This window comes from Haliscomenobacter sp., assembly GCF_965225875.1.
Classification (GTDB): Bacteria; Bacteroidota; Bacteroidia; order Chitinophagales; family Saprospiraceae; genus Haliscomenobacter.
The window spans coordinates 2272688-2291634 of the sequence record NZ_CBDDBS010000002.1; the positions used below are offsets into that span (position 1 = coordinate 2272688).

At 46.1% G+C, this 18947-nt stretch carries 17 protein-coding genes; 9 read left to right on the top strand and 8 right to left on the bottom strand.

All coding sequences use genetic code 11. The features are described 5' to 3' along the window. The first annotated feature begins 3 nt into the window (after window positions 1–3). The 3 genes from ACO08K_RS11740 (at window position 4) to ACO08K_RS11750 (ending at window position 3537) form a co-directional block, all read left to right on the top strand. Window positions 4–336, top strand: a complete 333-nt coding sequence (locus ACO08K_RS11740) for a hypothetical protein (RefSeq protein ID WP_421796586.1) — start codon at window positions 4–6, stop codon at window positions 334–336. 87 nt (window positions 337–423) lie between these two features. Next, window positions 424–2148, top strand: a complete 1725-nt coding sequence (locus tag ACO08K_RS11745; protein WP_421796587.1) for a hypothetical protein — start codon at window positions 424–426, stop codon at window positions 2146–2148. Between the two features lie 165 nt (window positions 2149–2313). Next, complete coding sequence (locus ACO08K_RS11750; protein ID WP_421796588.1) at window positions 2314–3537, top strand: LamG-like jellyroll fold domain-containing protein; 1224 nt, start codon at window positions 2314–2316, stop codon at window positions 3535–3537. A 285-nt stretch (window positions 3538–3822) separates the two neighbouring features. On the opposite strand, the gene ACO08K_RS11755 is transcribed toward ACO08K_RS11750, so the two are convergent. Then, a complete protein-coding gene (locus ACO08K_RS11755; RefSeq protein WP_421796589.1) occupies window positions 3823–4212 on the bottom strand; it encodes a hypothetical protein in 390 nt (129 codons plus the stop codon). Between the two features lie 169 nt (window positions 4213–4381). Here ACO08K_RS11755 and ACO08K_RS11760 point away from each other — a divergent pair, with 169 nt between their 5' ends. After that, window positions 4382–5623: a dipeptidase gene (locus tag ACO08K_RS11760; RefSeq protein WP_421796590.1), complete on the top strand. Its 1242-nt coding sequence runs from the start codon at window positions 4382–4384 to the stop codon at window positions 5621–5623. 303 nt (window positions 5624–5926) lie between these two features. Here the strand turns inward: ACO08K_RS11760 and ACO08K_RS11765 are convergent, their stop codons facing one another. The 3 genes from ACO08K_RS11765 to ACO08K_RS11775 all read right to left on the bottom strand — a co-directional run bounded on the left by ACO08K_RS11765 (window position 5927) and on the right by ACO08K_RS11775 (window position 9837). Further along, entirely contained in the window at window positions 5927–7471 is a 1545-nt protein-coding gene (locus tag ACO08K_RS11765) for a bifunctional metallophosphatase/5'-nucleotidase (RefSeq protein ID WP_421796591.1), read from the bottom strand. Between the two features lie 474 nt (window positions 7472–7945). Next, on the bottom strand, window positions 7946–8677 hold the full coding sequence (locus ACO08K_RS11770; protein WP_421796592.1) for an HAD family hydrolase: 732 nt from the start codon (window positions 8675–8677) through the stop codon (window positions 7946–7948). Beyond that, the gene (locus tag ACO08K_RS11775) at window positions 8677–9837 is read right to left on the bottom strand and encodes a TIGR03364 family FAD-dependent oxidoreductase (RefSeq protein ID WP_421796593.1); all 1161 of its coding nucleotides are present in this window, start codon (window positions 9835–9837) and stop codon (window positions 8677–8679) included. The genes ACO08K_RS11770 and ACO08K_RS11775 overlap by 1 nt, the downstream gene beginning before the upstream one ends. 241 nt (window positions 9838–10078) lie before the next feature. On the opposite strand from ACO08K_RS11775, the gene ACO08K_RS11780 reads away from it, so the two are divergent. The 5 genes from ACO08K_RS11780 (at window position 10079) to ACO08K_RS11800 (ending at window position 15062) form a co-directional block, all read left to right on the top strand. Further along, a complete protein-coding gene (locus tag ACO08K_RS11780) occupies window positions 10079–10942 on the top strand; it encodes a helix-turn-helix domain-containing protein (RefSeq protein WP_421796594.1) in 864 nt (287 codons plus the stop codon). Window positions 10943–11092: 150 nt separating this feature from the next. Then, window positions 11093–11512: a hypothetical protein gene (locus tag ACO08K_RS11785; RefSeq protein WP_421796595.1), complete on the top strand. Its 420-nt coding sequence runs from the start codon at window positions 11093–11095 to the stop codon at window positions 11510–11512. 159 nt (window positions 11513–11671) lie between these two features. Then, window positions 11672–12562: a UDP-2,3-diacylglucosamine diphosphatase gene (locus tag ACO08K_RS11790; protein WP_421796596.1), complete on the top strand. Its 891-nt coding sequence runs from the start codon at window positions 11672–11674 to the stop codon at window positions 12560–12562. 234 nt (window positions 12563–12796) lie between these two features. Further along, the gene (gene lepA / locus ACO08K_RS11795; RefSeq protein WP_421796597.1) at window positions 12797–14590 is read left to right on the top strand and encodes a translation elongation factor 4; all 1794 of its coding nucleotides are present in this window, start codon (window positions 12797–12799) and stop codon (window positions 14588–14590) included. A 97-nt stretch (window positions 14591–14687) separates the two neighbouring features. Then, a complete protein-coding gene (locus ACO08K_RS11800; RefSeq protein WP_421796598.1) occupies window positions 14688–15062 on the top strand; it encodes a hypothetical protein in 375 nt (124 codons plus the stop codon). A gap of 208 nt (window positions 15063–15270) precedes the next feature. On the opposite strand, the gene ACO08K_RS11805 is transcribed toward ACO08K_RS11800, so the two are convergent. From ACO08K_RS11805 to ACO08K_RS11820, 4 genes are all read right to left on the bottom strand, one after another. Further along, complete coding sequence (locus tag ACO08K_RS11805; RefSeq protein ID WP_421796599.1) at window positions 15271–16299, bottom strand: rhodanese-related sulfurtransferase; 1029 nt, start codon at window positions 16297–16299, stop codon at window positions 15271–15273. Window positions 16300–16313: 14 nt separating this feature from the next. Continuing rightward, a complete protein-coding gene (locus ACO08K_RS11810; protein WP_421796600.1) occupies window positions 16314–16679 on the bottom strand; it encodes a hypothetical protein in 366 nt (121 codons plus the stop codon). 109 nt (window positions 16680–16788) lie between these two features. Beyond that, window positions 16789–17169, bottom strand: a complete 381-nt coding sequence (locus tag ACO08K_RS11815) for a heavy-metal-associated domain-containing protein (RefSeq protein ID WP_421796601.1) — start codon at window positions 17167–17169, stop codon at window positions 16789–16791. A 21-nt stretch (window positions 17170–17190) separates the two neighbouring features. After that, window positions 17191–18936: an efflux RND transporter periplasmic adaptor subunit gene (locus tag ACO08K_RS11820; RefSeq protein ID WP_421796602.1), complete on the bottom strand. Its 1746-nt coding sequence runs from the start codon at window positions 18934–18936 to the stop codon at window positions 17191–17193. Window positions 18937–18947: the final 11 nt, after the last annotated feature.

Genomic DNA, 18947 nt, shown 5'->3' on the forward strand with positions numbered 1-18947 from the left:
CAAATGCGTGAAGTCCTTGACGAAGTCGAACCCGAAAAACCAGTTCCAGGAAAGGTATTTTCAATTTTATCTTTTTCCTTTTCCATCCTGGCTTCATTTTTCTTTATCTTACTATTTATCTGGACCCGCTTTTTTTACTATCGTTATTCTCCCGAGATACTTGTTTGGAGCATTGAAATCACCTGTCTTTTAGGAGTAATATTTGCTGCAGTTAGTCTGATTAGAAAAGAAAAACTCCGCTATTTTAAGGCAATAGGGGCTTTTTTGAATTTTTTGATTTTGGCGCTGATTTTGGGCTCTTTATTATATGCTGCTATCCTTGACATGGGACTGTAATTTTTATACGTTTCATCTCCACACCTCTCTGGTCAACTATTGGGATAAGTTCCCTATTTTTGAAGCGATCATTTTACACCCAAACTATTGCGCTACCTATTCGTACTCCTTTTTTTCTTCGGCCTTCAGCACATTTCCGCTGCTAAGGAAGCCTGGGATGAGCAGGCATTCCGAGATTTCAATCCTGCGGAACGTTACCGTTTTGTACACGATTACCCTTTTTGGAAAATGAGCAGTGGTGCAAAACAATCAAGCTTACTGGGGCGTATGTTGGTCATCGCTGAAGCCAAAAAAGACCACCACAGTGTACTTGCCATAAAATACTACCTGGGGCAAATTGCCGGGAACGAAGGGTTCAGTATGCCTGGAGGAAGAAGCGTACGGGAACTTCATCAGGAAATAGAAACCGAAGCCAAAAAACGGGGCTTTGAGGTAGAGGAAGTCGTCGCCCACCATTATTTGTCCAATGACCTTAGTCCTGCCAACAAACTGAGCTATGAAGAGCGCTACGTGGAGGTTCAAAAAACCTTCGAACGGATGCGGGCCATTGGTTTTGAAAAATTCAAGGATTACGGGGTAGACGCCATTTTGTTCAATCTCAACCATTTCATGTGGGAATTGGGGGATTTTGAGCAGGCCTTTCAATACCTCTCCGTCGAAGAGCGCTTTATCCAGCCAACTGTGGAGGGCGGGCACCATTATACCCAGGCCTTGAGCTATTTACAAACTTATTGGAAGCGAAAAAAAGACTTCAAAAAGTCCATCCAGTATGCGGAAAAAATCCTGCATTTTCACCAAAAATTCAAACCCAACAATCCGGATAGCCAGTGGTGGAATCGCTTTTGGAAAGGTTTTGCGGCTATTGAAATTGCCGATTTGCTCACTGAGCAGGTCAATTTCAACCAAAGTGAACACTTTGCCAATCTAGGCTATACCCTGAGCAAGGTACAAGAAGCAACGGATGCCGTAGCGCCCTACCAGGCCGAGTACGATGCCTTGCAGGTGTTGATCTCCGTCAAACTAAAGTTCAGCAAATTAGATGAAGTAGAAACACTGTTGAATCGTGCCACTTTCATCAAAGAAAAACTGGAACCACTAGGTCAATTGGAGTATTTCAAACCCCTTCGGCTCTACCAGCATTACTCCAACTACTATGAGCTGCGTGGCCAGGCGGTGGAGGCTTTGCGCTATACCCACCTTGCACAAACTTTACAGGATAGCCTCGATCGAAAAAATGACGCTCGAAAACTGACCCAAATCCAGCTGCGCTTCGAGGCCGAAAAACATGCTGAACAATTGCACTTGTTAGAAAAGGAAAAGCAATTGCAGCAAAAACTCGGCCTCTCCGCCTTCGCCATCCTGCTGATTTTAATGGGCTGGCGCTATCAGTATTTTCGAGCCCAACGCCGCCAAAAAGAAATCGAGTTGAGCGCCGCTAAAGCCAGTCTGGAAGCACTGACTCAAGGTTTTCGGGAAAAATCGGAACTGGTGGAAAACCTCCGCCTCGAAAACGAAAAATTGGCCCAGCAAGGCAAACACAGCGATTATCTGGAACAATTGACCACGGCAACCATCCTTACCGAAGCTGATTGGACAAAATTTCGAGGCCTATTTGAAAAAGTACATCCCGGCTTTATCGCCGCGCAAAAAGAGCAATTCCCTGACCTTACCCACGCCGAAACCCGCCTGCTGGTACTTGAAAAATTGGGCTTAAGTACCGCCGATATGGCCAATATGCTGGGGGTCAACAAAAACACCATTCATCAGACCAGGCTCCGTTTGCGGCGCAAAATGGAGGCAGAATCTCCATAGATCTGCCCTTTAATACCTATCAATTTTCTGCTTTTGTAATATCCTAATTGTTAAATGAATAATCCAAGTCGGGGAAGTTGTCATCTTTTTGTCAAGCCCTTCTTTTTAATCCCTCTTGGATGAATCCGCTTCTTTGTGCTAACCACTCCTCTAAATGGGTAGCACATGAAAAAATCAACAATCCTGACTGCTTTATTTACCCTCTTCCTTTGTCAAGCCCAGGCGCAGTACAATGCCTTAAATTTTGATGGCTCTAATGACTTTATCAACTGCGGAAACCCTGCGGCTTTTCAATCCAATTCTATTACCCTCGAAGCCTGGATCAAAGCCAATCCTGCCTCCGGGTATCGCGCCATTATTACCAAGCAGTGGGCTTATGGCCTCTACCTGAGCAACAACATCCTCATTTCCCATTTGTACAATGTGGGGGATTTGAGTACTGGAGTCAATGTAGCCGATGGAATCTGGCACCACGTAGCTTTCACTTTATCCGCAGGAACCGCAACTGTATATCTGGACGGCGTCGCCAAAGCCTCCCAGTCGGGCTATTCCATCGTCAATCAAGATTCAAATGTGTTAATTGGTGAAGGCGGCCCCGGTGCTGGTCAATATTTCAATGGGTCTATCGACGAGGTTCGCATCTGGAATGTAGCCCGTACCCAAGCCCAAATCCAGGCCTCCATGAACTCGGCAATATCATCTGGAACTGGCCTGGTAGCCGCCTATCATTTCAATCAGGGTACCGCCAATGGCAACAATTCCAGTGTTACCACCTTGACAGATGCAACTGGAAACAATAACAATGGGACCCTGAATAATTTTAGTTTGAGTGGCAGCAATTCCAATTGGGTAAGTGGCCCAAGTGTACTTCCGGTGGAGTTGAGTGCTTTTCAAGCCACAGCCCAGGAGAAATCCGTGCAGTTGGAATGGCGTACCTCCAGTGAGACCAACAACCAGGGCTTCGAAGTGCTCCAAAGCAGCGATGCAATCCAGTGGCAGGCACTCGGTTTCGTAGAGGGATACGGCACTACTGCAGAAGGGCGCACCTATAACTTTCAACACCTTAATCCAGGTAGCGCCGGAAACTATTACCGCCTCAAGCAGGTGGATTTCGATGGGCGTTTTGAGTTTTCTAAGGTGGTGTTTGTTGCCCTGGAGGGAGTTGGAATACGGCCACAGATTTTTCCAACCACCACTAGTGACGTCGTAAAGATTAAAAATTACGGGGAAGAACTACCGCAAGTTTCTGTATACAGTACCAATGGACAATTGCTGCTGACAGCGAAAGGGAGCAATCAGGTGGATTTGTCGGCTTTGCAAGCAGGGATGTATCTTGTGCAGGTGAAATCGGAGAAAGGCATCGTGACGCAGCGAGTAATGAAGCACTAATGCATAGCACGAAATAAAGCATTAGCAACAAGATTCTTCGCGAATTTTACCCCCAACCGCGGCAGCGGTTGAATCTTGAATAGCCGCGGTCGTCCGCGGATTTAGCCGTTTTGCGCCGTTTTGCAACCGCGGTAGCGGTTGAATTTCGCACTAATTTGTTCAACCGCTACCGCGGTTACGAAACATTCAGCTTGGGATTCTACCGCGGACGACCGCGGCTATTCAAGATTGAATCACTCCGTGATTTTAGGTGCTTAAACTTTTGCCCCCCGGAACCTTCTTTACCTACTCATACGACACAATCGTCGTGATGTAACTCCCCGGGTACCCCAACCTTTCCAACTCTGCTTTCAGGCGTTCTGCTTCGGCTCGGCTTTTAAAAGTTTTTTTAGACTCCACAATCCACACCTGCTCACAGGGCTGATAACGGGCGGCCAGGCTATTGTGAAAATGGTAATTGCGGGGGTCGGTATCTTTGAGTACAGCTACCTGCACCCGGTATTCCAGTCCGGTTTTGGTGTTAAAAACGGGCAAAGCTTTGGGTTTGGCTTTGGCATCGTAAGCACTAGGTAAGTTGTCGCAGTAAACCGGTTTCGCTTTGACCGGACTTTGTGCAAAACCTTTTAGACCAAAAACCAAAATACATAGGGTTGGGACTAGGATTTTTCCAAACATGATTCACTCTTTAGATTATGATTGAACAGTTGCGTTTTTCTTGCATGTAAATTAAAAGAACTCGCATCGATTTTGACGCAAAAACGCCGAAAAGTAGCTACATTTCCAACTCAAATAGACTGAATAAGTCATTTTCACAAAACTACTTTGTTTTTAAAATTTTGCAGACATGCTCAGAAAATTGCCCTACCTCTGTCTACTCTTGGTGTTGAGCTGGAGTTGTTCACCCAAGGTAGCCCTAAAAAACCAATCGGACGAAGCTACCCGTGCTTTGGCCGACCAATTGGCCCACAAGTACATCATCATCGATGGACACGTAGATTTGCCTTACCGGCTCAAAGTGACCAATTTCCAACTGACCCGCCAATACATCGGGATTCCAGTGGAAACCAAGGAAGGTGACTTCGATTATGTGCGCGCCAAAAAAGGAGGCCTGAGTTGCCCCTTCATGTCAATTTACATCCCTTCCTCCTACCAGCTCAATGGCAAAGCCAAACTTTTGGCCGATTCTCTGATCGACATGGTCAGTGGCATTGCCCGCGAGATCCCCGACAAGTTTAGACTTGCCCTCTCCCCTGCTGAGGTAGAAGCCAATTTTAAACAAGGCTTGATCTCACTGCCTATGGGTATGGAAAACGGTGCCCCGATGATGGACGACCTCGCCAATGTGGCCTACTTTCACCGTCGGGGTATTCGTTACATCACCCTCACACACGGCAAAGACAACCAGATTTGTGATTCTTCTTACGATACAACTGGAACCTGGAATGGCCTGAGCCCTTTTGGTGAAAAAGTAGTGCAAGAAATGAACCGGGTAGGCATCATGGTAGACGTATCGCACATTTCCGATAGTTCTTTCTTTGACGTAGTTAAACTCACCAAAGTCCCGGTCATCGCTTCTCACTCTTCCTGCCGCAAGTTCACCCCAGGCTGGCAACGCAACATGAGTGATGATCAACTAAAGGCTTTGGGTAAAAATGGTGGCGTCATCCAAATCAATTTTGGCTCTACCTTTCTGGACTCCAAAATCCCGGAATACAACAACAAAAAACGCGACGAGCTCAACGAGATCCTCAAAAAAGCTGGTCTAAAAGATTCTGACGCTGCGGCGAAACCACTCATCGAAGAGTTTGGCAAAAAGAATCCAAAATTGTACGCCGACGTAAAAACAGTAGCCGATCACATTGATCATGTGGTGAAACTGATCGGAATTGACCATGTGGGAATAGGTTCTGATTTTGACGGGGTAGGTGATTCTCTGCCCACTGGACTCAAAGACGTATCCCAATACCCCAACCTGATTTTTGAATTGTTGAAACGCGGCTACAGCGAAGAAGACATCGCCAAAATTTGCTCCAAAAACGTACTGCGCGTATGGAAAGCTGTAGAAAAAGCGGCAAGTAAAAGTTAAGAAGCTGTTTGAATTTATATCGCGGAAGCGAAAAGGAGGCTATTTTAGGTCAAATGAGGCACAAAAAGCGGAGTTTAGCAGCGCTAAATGAGCATTTTTGGAACGATATTTGGCCTTAAATAGACCCTTTGCAGCCCGTGATGTAAATTCAAACAGCTTCCAAAAAAAAGACCCGGCCTAAACCGGGTCACAAAGATTGCTTGACCTTTATTACAATTTCCATAGTGTAAAAATGCAAAGTGCCTTGACGAAAATCAAGGCACTTTGTGTTTGAAATGACCAGCCCAAATTTGGGTTATTGAACTAATAAGCCGTCGACATGTACTCAATCACCACATCCCGGACGTCGTTTTTGATTTGTTTGCCTTTGGTGGTGGTCAACATTTTGGGTTCATCCGCTTTGTATTTGCCCATAAAGCCCAGGTTGGCTTCACTACCCGCCGCTACAAAAGAAGAAATCACCAGTTTGTAGATTTGTTTATCGTCGATGGGTTTACCATTGATCTGCCAGTTACCGTTCACTTCGCTGATGTGGCTCACCTGTAAGTAGCCCCCTTCGGTTTTGTTCTTTTTCAGGCCATTGTCCAGTAAATTTTTCAATTCTGACCCCGGAATTTCCTGACGGGCGAAGCCCCCACCAAATGGGAAAGAGCGCACAACGTCGTATACCGTCATTGTACCCGTCAGATTATCGTCCATGCGCATGGAACCAGAGTTGATCAAATAGGCATCAGCGCCCGGCATGGCGTATTCCATGGCTTGGGTAGTCATAGCGCCAAAATTGGTTTGGCGGCTGCGGATATCCGTTTCTTTACATTCGAGGGGTTCGCGTAGCGTAGCAATTTTTTGCTCGGGTTGATAGCCATTGTTGCGGAGCGTTTGGTCTACCTTCGATACCCATTTGTTCACTACCGCCTCCGTTGCAGGGTCAGCAGGGATTGAGGCATTGACATATTTAAGTGAAGATTGAATCCGCACCAATTTTGAGTTGGGATCAAACCTACAGCGGTGAATATACACCGTTTTTGCGTTGGCATCTGCCTTGGTGATGATGGTGTTTTCTACATAGTGATCCTGATGGTCGTGGTCGTGACCGCCGATGAAGAGGGGCACACCCGGCACCGCAGCAGCCAGTGCCCGATCGTCGGCAGCAGCAAGGTGAGTCAACGCTACCACTACATCACTCTGGGTTTTGGCTTGGGCAACGGCACGGCGAAAGTTTTCTTCCAGTGGCAAATAATGCACATAAGGTCGTTTTGTAAAAGGCAACAATACGCCCGTGAAGGCCAGCTTCATGGAGTCACCCGCGCTATTTTTAAAGGTATGATTGATAAAATCGGGAACGAGTTCGGTTTTTCCCTTGACAGTTTGTTTGAAAGGCGCAATGGCTCCCCCAGTATACACCCGCCGCACATTGGCACTCACAAAACGGAAAGAGCACTGGTTGAAGCGCTTCTGGATCAGCGCTGAGTCCCTTTCGTCAAATTCATGATTGCCAAAAGTGGCATAGTCCAGCCCCATGGTGTTCAGGGTTTCGACCATTTGAAGGCCAGCAATTTTTTCCCCGGTTTCCAACTTGAGATTTGCCGTAAGGCTAGGTGAAAGGAAATCCCCAGCAATGACGGTAACTACATTAGGGGTTTCTTTGAGCAGTTCTTTCCGAATGCTGGCGACTCTGGCTAAACCACCCGCATTGCCACCTTCCAGTGGGGCTATCTCGTAAACGTCGTTGAGTTGAAGAATGATGAAGTCGATGGGCTGTGGTATACGTTGTTGTGGAACTTTTACCGCACAACTTCCTACCAGGAACAAGAGGAGCAAGAGCCCTAAAGGTTGCAATTTTTTCATAAAAAAGTTTTAGGCTAAATGAAGACAGGGAAAGAAAAATAGGCAGGAGTCCTATTTAATCCACAGAATGTATGGATAAAAATAATAAACTAAACACCAGATAACAACTTTAGTATAAAAAAAAAGACCGAGGATCAATAAGTTCCCCGGCCCTAAGTAAAACTAAACCCCAGTTAATGTTCTTTTTCGAAATTCTCGAAGTCAATAACAACAATTTGTTATTGACTTCGCCTAGTTGTAGGAACGGACCTCAGTCAAAAGAAACACTGGACAAATATAAAAGTAATCTTCTTAAGATGCAAACAAAAAAGCGAACTAAGTTATTTTTTTGCACAAAAAAAACACGCATTGTCTCTTTCTAGCAAAAAACAGTAAAAAAACCAGCGCTTTTTTGAACCACATGCAACTTTTTGCAAATAGTGCGGTGCAAAACTAAATAGTTTCTGTAAATTACTAAATTTTTTTCAAAAAAAATTAGCACAAATCATTTTCTTTCAAATAAGGGATCAAATCCCGTAGAGTACCTAACATTTTTGTTGGTTGGTGAGGAATTAGCAAATCCGCGGGATGCGTCCCATTGGCGACCGCCAAACTATGCTCAAGCTGGGCATTGTGACCTGCCTGGATATCAGAGGGGGTATCCCCAACCGACAGTACATTCGCGGCAGATTCAATTTTCAGCAGCTGCATGGCCTTGAAAATCATATCTGGCGCGGGCCTCCCACTGGCAACCTGATCACTGGTAATAGAGCAATCTATCACTGCATTTCCAGTGTTGATGTACAGCTCGTTCAGTCCCTGCAACCACCCCAAACGCTCCAAAATGATGTCGCTTACCTTGCGGTAGAAGCCAGTAGTCAGCGCTATTTTGATGCCTTGCTCGCGCAAAAAGGCAAAGACCTCTAAAGCTCCTTCAGTAGGCTCAATAGGCTGAGTAAGATAATGGTTTTCAAGTATTTGAGTGAAAGTGTAGAATGAATTTTCTACTTGCTGCAACCAATTTTCATCTCGTTGACCCAATTGCCGTTCCCAATAGGTTTCAAAAACAAAGCGCTTGCCCCAACCCTGTACAGCCAAAATTTCAGCCTCGCTCATTTCCAGCCCGGTTTGTAGCGCAGCCTGCCGAAAGCAGTGTTCCACTTCATGTTCGTCACGAACGGTTGTACCCGCCATATCAAAAGCGACAAGTTTGATTTTATTTTTCATCATGACCAAGTTTGTTGAATGATGGCTCCGGCCAAACCTATTCCTGAAGTCATACCCTTGCCCCCAATGCCGGTGACAATTTGAATGTGTTCGTCAATATGGTGGTGAAACAAATCCGCCCCTTTGACCTGGGCATAGTACCCATTCCAGTATTTGTGAATGTTCCAATTGGGCAAATTCAGGATACGTTTGGCTTCTTCCAGGATGAGTTCATTGATTTCCTGATTGGTATCAAATCCCAGTTGATCTACCTCTGCGGCTGAGGCATATTCATGTGAATCACCGATGATGATGGATCCGTCGATGGCTTGTTTAAAAAGAATGTGGATGCCATAATCCAGCAAGGCTTGAGCATAAACACTATCGTCTTTACTCGCCCAGGAAGGGCATTGCTGAAAACTTTCATACCGCCGGATCGACAAACCAGTTAGGATATTGCCCGGCAGGGCAATTGCTGGCATGGGATAGGTTTGCATCATTTGTAATTTGGAAACCACCAGATTGCTGCTGCGGAAAAGCTCGGGATAGAGGAATCGAAACTCGCGCCCCGAGCAGATGATGATTTTTTCTGCCTGCAAATACAATCCTGTACTGGTTTCTGCCTTTGCCGACCCATTCTCTGAGATGCAGGCTACTACTGGGGTGTTGGGGAGATAAGTGAAGGTATCCGGATATTTTTTTTTCAGGTACTCCAACAAACGGTGAATCATGGTACGAGGCTCGATGCTGAGCTCCAGGGGAAAATACAAGGCAGCCAGACAATAATCTTCCCGCAATGGCGCCAAACGTTGTAAACACTCCGCTTTGCTGAGCCACTGGCAAGGGTAATTGTTCTGTTGATTGATTTGGTAAAGTTCTTCGATCAATTGCAGCTCACCTAGATTAGAGGCAATATAATAAGACCCATTGTTGCGCAAGCCCAGATCAAACTCCGCTTGGATGCTCTGATACAACGCCAAACTGTCCAAACCATATTGCTGCCATTTGCCAGCAGACAGGCCAGAAATAACAGCCTGACCAAAATTGCGCACCGTAGCCTCCTGGGGTGCATTGTCTTTTTCGGTTAAAATCACCGTATAGCCTTTGCGCAAGGCCTGCAAGGCATGTCCAGTCCCCAAAATGCCTGCGCCAACAACCAACAGATCAGCTACTTTGACCATAAATTTGATTAGAATTAACTTTTTTGTCTAATAGTAAAACTTTCCAAAGGTAGCCCAGTTCGTTAAAACAGGGCTTATTTTGATTTTAAATCTTAGCAAAGTTTGGGTTAATTTTTTACATCCATTCGACAATACCAAGCAACTTCTTGGCAAGTCCAGGCGTTTTTATGGTGCAAATTTGACTTTTTAACAATTTTTCCGTCTAAAAGAAGTTAATTTAGTTTTAGTTCAAGTATTGTGTATGAAACCACTTTTAGAAAAGATTGATCCCGTATTTGGCAGTTCCTTTGCAATCAGGGAATTTACGGACCTGGATCCTGTCTATAAGCCCTTTTGGCATTTTCACCCTGAATACGAAATTGTCTACATTTCCAAAGGGAAGGGCAAGCGGCACATTGGCAACCACATCTCCTATTACGAAGACGGCGACCTGATTTTTCTTGGCCCTAATTTGCCTCACCTGGGCTTTACAGAAGGTCATTTTAAGGACCAGGTTGAAATCGTAGTACAAATGAAAGAGGATTTTTTGGGCAAAGAGTTCCTCAAAGCTCCTGAAATGCGTGAGGTACACCACCTCTTCGAACGTTCGCGCAAAGGCATCATTTTTCATGGCAAAACGCGTGAATGGGCTGGTGCCCAATTGCAGGCAATGGCGCATATGGAACCTTTCGACCGTTTGGTGGAATTGCTCAAAGTGCTGCGTGAACTGGGAAAAACTGAAGAATTCAGTTCCCTGAATGCCGATGGTTTTGCTTTTGATGTCCAGGCGCAGCACCTGGAACGCATCCAGGAAGTGTACGAATACGTGGAAGCCAATTTTCAACAAGAAGTGACTCTGGACGAAGTTTCCCGTCGAGTAAATATGACTGTGCCCGCATTTTGTCGCTATTTCAAACGATTGACGGGCAAAACTTTCACCCATTTTGTCAACGAAGTGCGGGTTGCTCATGCCTGTCGTTTGCTGGCCAATGAGCATTTGAGCATTGCTGCAGTCAGTTTTGACAGTGGCTTTAACAACCTGTCGCATTTCAACAAGCAGTTCCGTTTGGTGGTAGGAACCAGCCCTCGGGCGTTCCGCCAAAACCTGCGGCAAATAGTTGAATAGTTGATAGGTTGAGGAGTTGAGAAGTTGAGGCTACCGCAAGCGGCTTAGACAAGATGGTCAAAATCGCTCGCGGTAGCCTCAACTTCTCAACCCTCTCAACTTCTCAACTCCATATAATCCCTGATTTTAAAAACATCCAAAAGAACTATTATGTCCCGAAATCTCAGTACCCTGTTTTTGTTCTTTTTGATCTTACTTTGTGGGTGTCAAGGGCCCAAGGTGAAAAAAGAATTGATTGGAAGTTGGCGTTACGATCTGGATTCCATGAAAAAGGAGAACCTGCGCAACCAAGCCGACCCAACCCAACGCAGTTACATGGAGAGTATGATGCTGGCACTGCGGATGGCTAAGATTGATCTGCTCGATGATGGATCTGCTGTATTCAGCTTGGATGATACCCTGCAAAAAGGCAATTGGCATGTGCAAAACAACGGAAAAGAGCTGGTGATGCAGTTGAAAGATGGCCCACAAGTATCACGTATTCAACGCATTGCACAAGACACCATTTTCCTCGACCCAGTATCCGCACCAGGGCCGCAGTTCACGCGTATTTTGGTACCCGCCAATTGATTTTAACCTTGTTCCAATTTTTACAAATATGCAAATTTTGGAGCAAGGTCAATTTCTTACTGAATTTTAATCATTTCATAATCAAATATTCACATACAGTTAATATTGAGTGCTGACTTTTGTTTTGTCAAATACGGACGATCTCATGTGATTTGCAAAATGAAAAAGGAACTCGATCTTGTAATACTGTCAGATATTCATTTAGGAACTTATGGTTGCCACGCCAAAGAGCTTTTGAATTATTTGAAACACATCAAAACAAATGCCCTGGTGCTCAATGGCGATTTTATTGACATGTGGCAATTTCGGAAAAACTACTTTCCTCAGGAGCACCTGCAAATCATTCAGCGCATTTTGCGCATGGCGGCCAAAGGTACCCAGGTGTATTACATCACCGGGAATCACGACGACGCATTGCGACGTTACTCCAATTTTTCTTCGGGCAACATTCACCTGCGCGATACCCTCGAATTACAAATCAAAGGCAAATCTTACTGGATCTTTCACGGCGATATTTTCGACATCTTCATCAAATATTCTCCTTTCATTGCCAAGTTAGGGGGCAAAAGTTACGATTACCTGATTTTATTCAACCGCTGGGTCAATAAAATTCGGGTCTTTTTGGGTTTGCCTCGTTTGTCTTTTTCGCAAAAAATCAAATACAGCGTCAAAGAAGCCATCAAATTTGTAGATGATTTTGAAGAAAAAGCCATCGAACTGGCTGCGGAAAAAGGCTATGACTATGTGGTCTGCGGCCACATTCACCGCGCCCAGATCAAAACCTTGGAGCGCCAGGGTAAACCCGTCACCTACCTCAATTCCGGGGATTGGGTCGAAAGCCTGACCGCGCTCGAGTACAAATGGGGCGAGTGGTCGATTTACGAATACAACGAAGCCGATTTCCTTGCCAATAGCTCTAGTTTCACCCTCCATGCGGTCGGCGTAGATGAAGAGGAAGATGAACAAGCCACTGCGGGTGAAGCGCTGAGCACTGCGGCCATGTTTGAACAGATAGTCCAACAAGCGGCACCACGGCGGCGTGCAGTGTAAACACTTTTTCTATCCATGACTTACTTTAACCATTCAATAGCTGTTTGAGGTACAGAACTTTTATGGTTTTGTACCTTTTTGTTTTTAGTTTTTTCCCCATTTAAATAATTAATTAGCCTACCTTTGCAGCAAAATTCCGAAACGCTGACTTGTGATTAGATTTCAGGATTTTTTTAGAACTTTGCGATCCAATTGCCCCGAAACTTGTTTCGTGTAGGTAGCACATTGAGGAATATGAAGAACATTCGAAATTTTTGTGTAATTGCTCATATCGACCACGGTAAAAGTACCCTGTCGGACCGCCTGTTGGAGTTTACCAAAACCATTGATAAGCGCAACATGATGGCCCAGACCCTGGACAACATGGACCTGGAACGCGAACGTGGCATCACGATCAAGAGCCACGCCATCCAGATGGCCTATGTTCATAGCGATGGGGAACGTTACACCTTCAATATGATCGACACCCCCGGGCACGTCGACTTTTCTTACGAAGTATCTCGCTCCATTGCTGCATGTGAGGGTGCACTACTGCTCGTGGATGCCACCCAAGGCATTCAGGCGCAGACCATCTCAAACTTGTACCTTGCCATCGAGCACGACCTGGAGATCATTCCGGTCCTGAACAAAATCGACATGGAAAGTGCCATGGTCGAAGAGGTGGCCGATCAGGTCATCGATTTGATTGGCTGCAAAAGGGAAGATATATTGTTGGCCTCCGGTAAAACGGGAGCTGGCATTCAGGAAATTATGGACGCGGTAGTGGCGCGGATTCCCGCTCCTAAGGGTGACCCTGAAGCGCCCCTGCAAGCCTTGATTTTTGACTCCGTGTTCAACTCTTTCCGGGGCGTAATTGCCTATTTCCGTATCCTCAATGGTCGGATGCGCAAAGGAGAAAAGATTCGCTTTTTCCACACCAGCAAAGAATACGAAGTAGACGAGGTAGGGATCCTGCAAATGAACCTGATTCCTCAAACCCATCTGGAAGCCGGGAACGTAGGTTACATCATCACTGGGATCAAAGAATCGCGCGAGATTAAGGTTGGGGATACCATTACCAATGCCATCAATCCTTGTACCGAAGCCATCCACGGTTTCGAGGATGTAAAACCGATGGTATTCGCCGGGATTTTCCCGGTCGACAACGACGATTTTGAAGACCTGCGCGATAGTTTGGAGAAATTGCAGTTGAACGATGCCTCTTTGGTCTTCGAGCCTGAGACCTCGGTTGCCTTGGGCTTCGGTTTCCGTTGCGGCTTCCTGGGTATGTTGCACCTGGAAATCATTCAGGAGCGTCTGTCTCGGGAGTTCAACATGGAGGTGATCACCACCGTACCAAACGTGTCTTATTTTGCCACCAATACCAAGGGCGAAAAATTCGCGGTACGCACCCCAACCGACCTGCCAGACCCCAACTATTTGCAAGAAGTACAAGAACCTTATATCCGCGCTCAAATCATCACCAAACCGGAATACATCGGGACCATTATGACCCTGTGTATGGATAAACGGGGGATTTTGACCCGTCAAAGCTACTTGACGACCAGTCGGGTAGAGCTGACTTTTGAGTTGCCGCTGGCAGAAATCGTCTTCGATTTTTATGATCGCCTCAAGTCAATCTCCCGGGGTTACGCTTCTTTCGATTACTACATGCTCGATTACCGCGCTTCCGATCTCGTGAAGCTGGACATCAAGCTGAATGCTGAAAATGTGGATGCCCTTTCCGCACTGGTGCACCGCACCAAAGCGGAGTCTTTTGGCCGCAAAATCTGCTCCCGTTTGAAAGAATTGCTGCCTCGTCAGCAGTTTTTGATCGCCATTCAGGCTGCGGTAGGTGCCAAAATCATCGCCCGTGAAACCATCTCGGCCCTGCGCAAAGACGTTACTGCCAAGTGTTATGGTGGGGATATTTCGCGTAAAAGGAAACTGCTTGAGAAGCAGAAAGAAGGTAAGAAGAAGATGCGTCAGATTGGTAGCGTAGAGGTACCACAGAAGGCGTTTTTAGATGTATTGAAATTGACGGATTAATTATTTTCCAGAGCTATCAACAACATCTATTTTTTCAAAAATAGATGTTGTTGATAAAGCAAGAAACGAATCGAATTTATATTTAAACCAACAAGAAATGGCAAACTTCAACGCTGGTTTACGCCTCTTATCAGTGTTAGAATATTTAAAAATGACCCAGACCGACTTAACAGCAATTGTCGGGGGATACCAGTCAAAGGTATCCACATGGAGTAAAAAGGAAAGATTTAGCCCTACTATTTTAAAAAAGCTAAGGAGGCTTGAAGAAAAGGGGATTAACCCCGAATACTTCGCTTATGAATCGGAACCGATGTTAATAAGAGACAAAGAAGTTTTAGACCCAATCTACTTGATTAAGCAACTGCAAAAGGAAAATGCAGAACTAGCTGAAAAGCTTGAAAAGACCAAAAAGAAACTAAACAAATGCAAAGAGGCAGTCAAAGTACTCGCATCCGGGCAAGAAAAACAGTAAAACTATTGACTACAGGTGATGTAAAGCTCCAAAACGCCCCTCCGAAAGTTTCAGACTTTCGGAGGGTTTTTTATTTGCACCATTGTGCGCTAAAGAACTTTTCGAAAGGTGATGTACGCCACAAAGTTGTAAAGGCTGGACCTTTCGAAAAGGCATACAAAGGGCTATCCTTCTCTTTAAAAGTATCGGTTTGAAATAGAGCAAAGACTCATGTCCTCCGCAGCGCCCGATACCTCCCCTTTCCAAACCTCGTCCCATTGAATTCTACCGTCCCTTTCAATTTCTCCTGCTCCTCTGCTGGCAATTGACTAAAGTCGGCACATTCCTGGGAACAACAAGCATGGTATTTCGCCGCGCAATCCTCACACTGGATGAAGAGTACGTGGCATACGTCGTTGGCACAGTTGCGGTGGGTATCGCAGGGTTGGTCGCATTGGTGGCAATGGGCCACAACATCTTCGGAAATTCGTTCTCCCAGGCGTTCATCAAAGACAAAATTTTTGCCGATGAACTTGTTGGGCAAACCTTGCTCTTCACATTGGTGGGCATATTCAATAATGCCCCCATCGATCATAAACACATTGCTGAAGCCCTTGTGCAGGTAGTAGGCGCTGGCCTTTTCGCAGCGGATTCCACCCGTGCAGTACATCACTATGTTTTTATCCTTATCTTCTTTCAGTAAGTCTTCGACCAGAGGCAAAGCTTCCCGGAAAGTTTCCACATCCGGGCGGATCGCTCCTTCAAAATAGCCGACTTCACTCTCGTAGTGGTTGCGCATGTCAACCACAATGGTTTCGGGCTTATCTAGAAGTTCATTGACTTCGGGTGCGCGCAGGTGTTTGCCCCTTTTGGTCACATCAAAGGTGGCGTCATCCAGGCCATCGGCAACGATTTTTTCCCGCACTTTGATGGCCAGTTTAAAAAAGGACTTGCCGTCTTTTTCGACAGCTATGTTCAACCGAATGCCATTCAGCCAGTGGATGCTGAAAAGGGCAGTTTTAAATGCTTCAAATTTTTCGGTAGGCACCGAAATCTGACCATTGATTCCCTCTTTGGCCACATAAATCCGCCCCAATACGCCACATTCGCTCAACAACAGGTACAACTCATCCCGGAAGGCCTGGGGGGCTTCGAGTTGGTAGTATTGGTAAAAAGACAAGGTTGTTCTTGGCTCATTACTCTCCTCCAAACGTTGTTTTAGCTCTCGGTTATTGACGCGATTGAATAATCTCTTCATGGTACTTACAACAATTAATGGCCATGCCCTTCGTGTCCAGCTGCTGGTTTGGGGTTGTCTGGATCGATTTGAGGGTTTTCTTTGAACAACTTTTTATTGATTACAGCTGCATCCGGCAGGTTGGGGTTGTACATGTAGTGCATGCCGCAAACGGGGCAGCTACCGTAGGTTTCACTTCCACTACCGGGGCAATGCATCGGACACTGGTATTTGGCGGTAAATTCGATGCCCTCGGCAGTTGGTTCTGAACCAGCTGCTTTGGCTTCGGTTTTGTTGGTTTCGCCGGTTTGATCCGCTGCTTTATCCGAGCCGCCACAAGCCCAAATGCTGAGCACCAATACCAACATGCTGAAGCTAATGCGCATGGAAACTTTATTCATGGTACACTGATTTATAACTTTTGAGCCGCAAAATTAAAGATAAAAGCTGAATGGTGAATAGAGAATCTCTACAATTTCACCATTCAGCTGATTTTAAGCCTATTAAGCTTTAGTTGCTGTTCGGACGATCGTACTGGCAGCAACCATGTAGCGCTTTGTATACTTTGTCCTTAGCACGGGTTTCATCCGTATCGTGGCCTACAGAAGCTACTTTTTCCTTGATTTGTTTCAAGGCACCTGGGGTGTCTTCATAACTCACGGTGAGTTTTTTCTCGTCCATGTCCCAGTTCGCTTTGCTTACCCCGGGCAGTTCTTTGGCGGCGGTTTCGATGCGTTTTTTGCACATGCCGCAGTTGCCGTACACTTTAAAGGTGGATTCTTTCACCTCGGCATTGGGGCCACCTTTGCTTTTGTCGGCGGTTTGAGCCGATGCCTGGCTGGCACCAAACAGCATTCCTACACACAGTAGGAGGAAAGTCAGTTGTTTCATTGGATTAAAATTTAAATTTGGTTATTGATTAACGTTCTCTTTGACAAATCCACAATTCAGCATTTCATCGCCGAAATAGGGATTGAGGATTTTTTCTTCATTGCTGAGCCAGTCAGCCCCACGGTTGTTGAAAGCCATGGGGCAATGTTGAACATACAAAGCCTCTTTTCCAGAGCCAAATACTTTAAATGTGTGGATCAGGAGTTGAGATACAAAATCGAATTGTACCCTTTGGGCTTCTACATCAGTGCTGGCTTTGATGCGGGCCACGTGTTGGCGCAGGGCATTGAACTGGGTTTTCCAAAAAGCCAGGGCTTCAGCGGGCAAGTTGGGGTTTTGCATTTTCTCCAATTGTTTGGCTAAATCTACAGCGTGAGTGGAGCTGGCTTTGGCATTGGTTTTGACCAAATCATCCTTAACTTTTAAATAGGTTTTTGACAATGCATCCAGATCCTGGCGGAATACGGGTGAAACTACAGATCTGAAATCCGGCATTTCCATGGCCGCAGCCTCCGTTTTGGCCACCAGTTTGTTCATCATACTTTGTTGGTTGTTGAGTTGGGCTGCGGCATCGATCACAAATGCACCATTGGTTACCACCTCGTCACCAGCTTGCAGGCCCTTGAGCACGAGATAGGCATTGGAGGTAGATTCCCCCAGTTCTATTTCGCGGTATTCAAAACTGGGCACTTCTGCATCTGCCTTTTTAAGGTACACCACCGAACGTTTGCCCGTCCAAAGCACAGCAGTTTTGGGCACTTCCAAGGCAGTTTTTCCACTTGCGTTGGCATTTACTTCACCTTGAATGAACATTTCCGGCTTCAATAAGCCTCCATGGTTCTGGATTTCTGCCCGTAGGGATGCTGTGCGTGATTGGGCATCAATCAGTGGATCAATAAAGGTAATCCGCCCGCTGAAGTTACGGTTGGGTACTGAAGGGGTGCTGAACTGCACCGTATTGCCCACCCGAATATGGGCGAGATCCGTTTCATATGCTTCAAACAGCGCCCACAACTGATTGAGGTTGCTCAACTCAAATAGTGCAGAACCTTCCTCTACATAATCCCCTACGGCCACCTTTCGAGTCATCACTATACCGCTGTGGTCGGCATAAAGGGTGATTTCGCGCTGGATTTTGCCTTCCTCTTCTATTTTTTGGATGAATTCATCCGACACTTTCCAATAGCGTAACTTGCTGCGCGCCGCCTCAGCCAATTCCGAGCTCTTGCCCTTGAAACGAATGGCCTCCAATAATTCCTGCTGAGCAGCCACCAAGGGCGGCGAATACATGCGGGCTACCGCTTGCCCCTTGCGCACTTGCTCGCCCGTAAAGGTGATGAACAGTCGCTCGATCCGGCCAGGGATGTGAGTAACCTGGGTGGAAATAGCTCGTTCATCGGGTTGGATTTTACCACTGAGGCTCAATTTTTTCCCTGCGCTTTGCCCCTGCCCTACCACCGTAGTTTGGATGTCAGCCAGGCGAATGGCATCCTCGCTCATTTCCATCACCAAAGGATCCGTACTTGCACTAGCATTCATTGGGGTAAGATCCATTTCGCAGATGGGGCAAATGCCTGGTTCCTGTTGGCGAATTTGGGGGTGCATGGAGCAGGTGTAAGTCGTGGCTGTGGAACTTGACTCGGTTCCTACGGTGCTGCTTTGGTGTTGGTGATTGCGTCCAAAAATGAGATAGCCCAGTACCAGACCAACCAGGAGGGTTACGGCAGGTAAAAAGGTACGGGGTGAAAGTTGATATTTTGGTTTCATGCTTTTTTAGT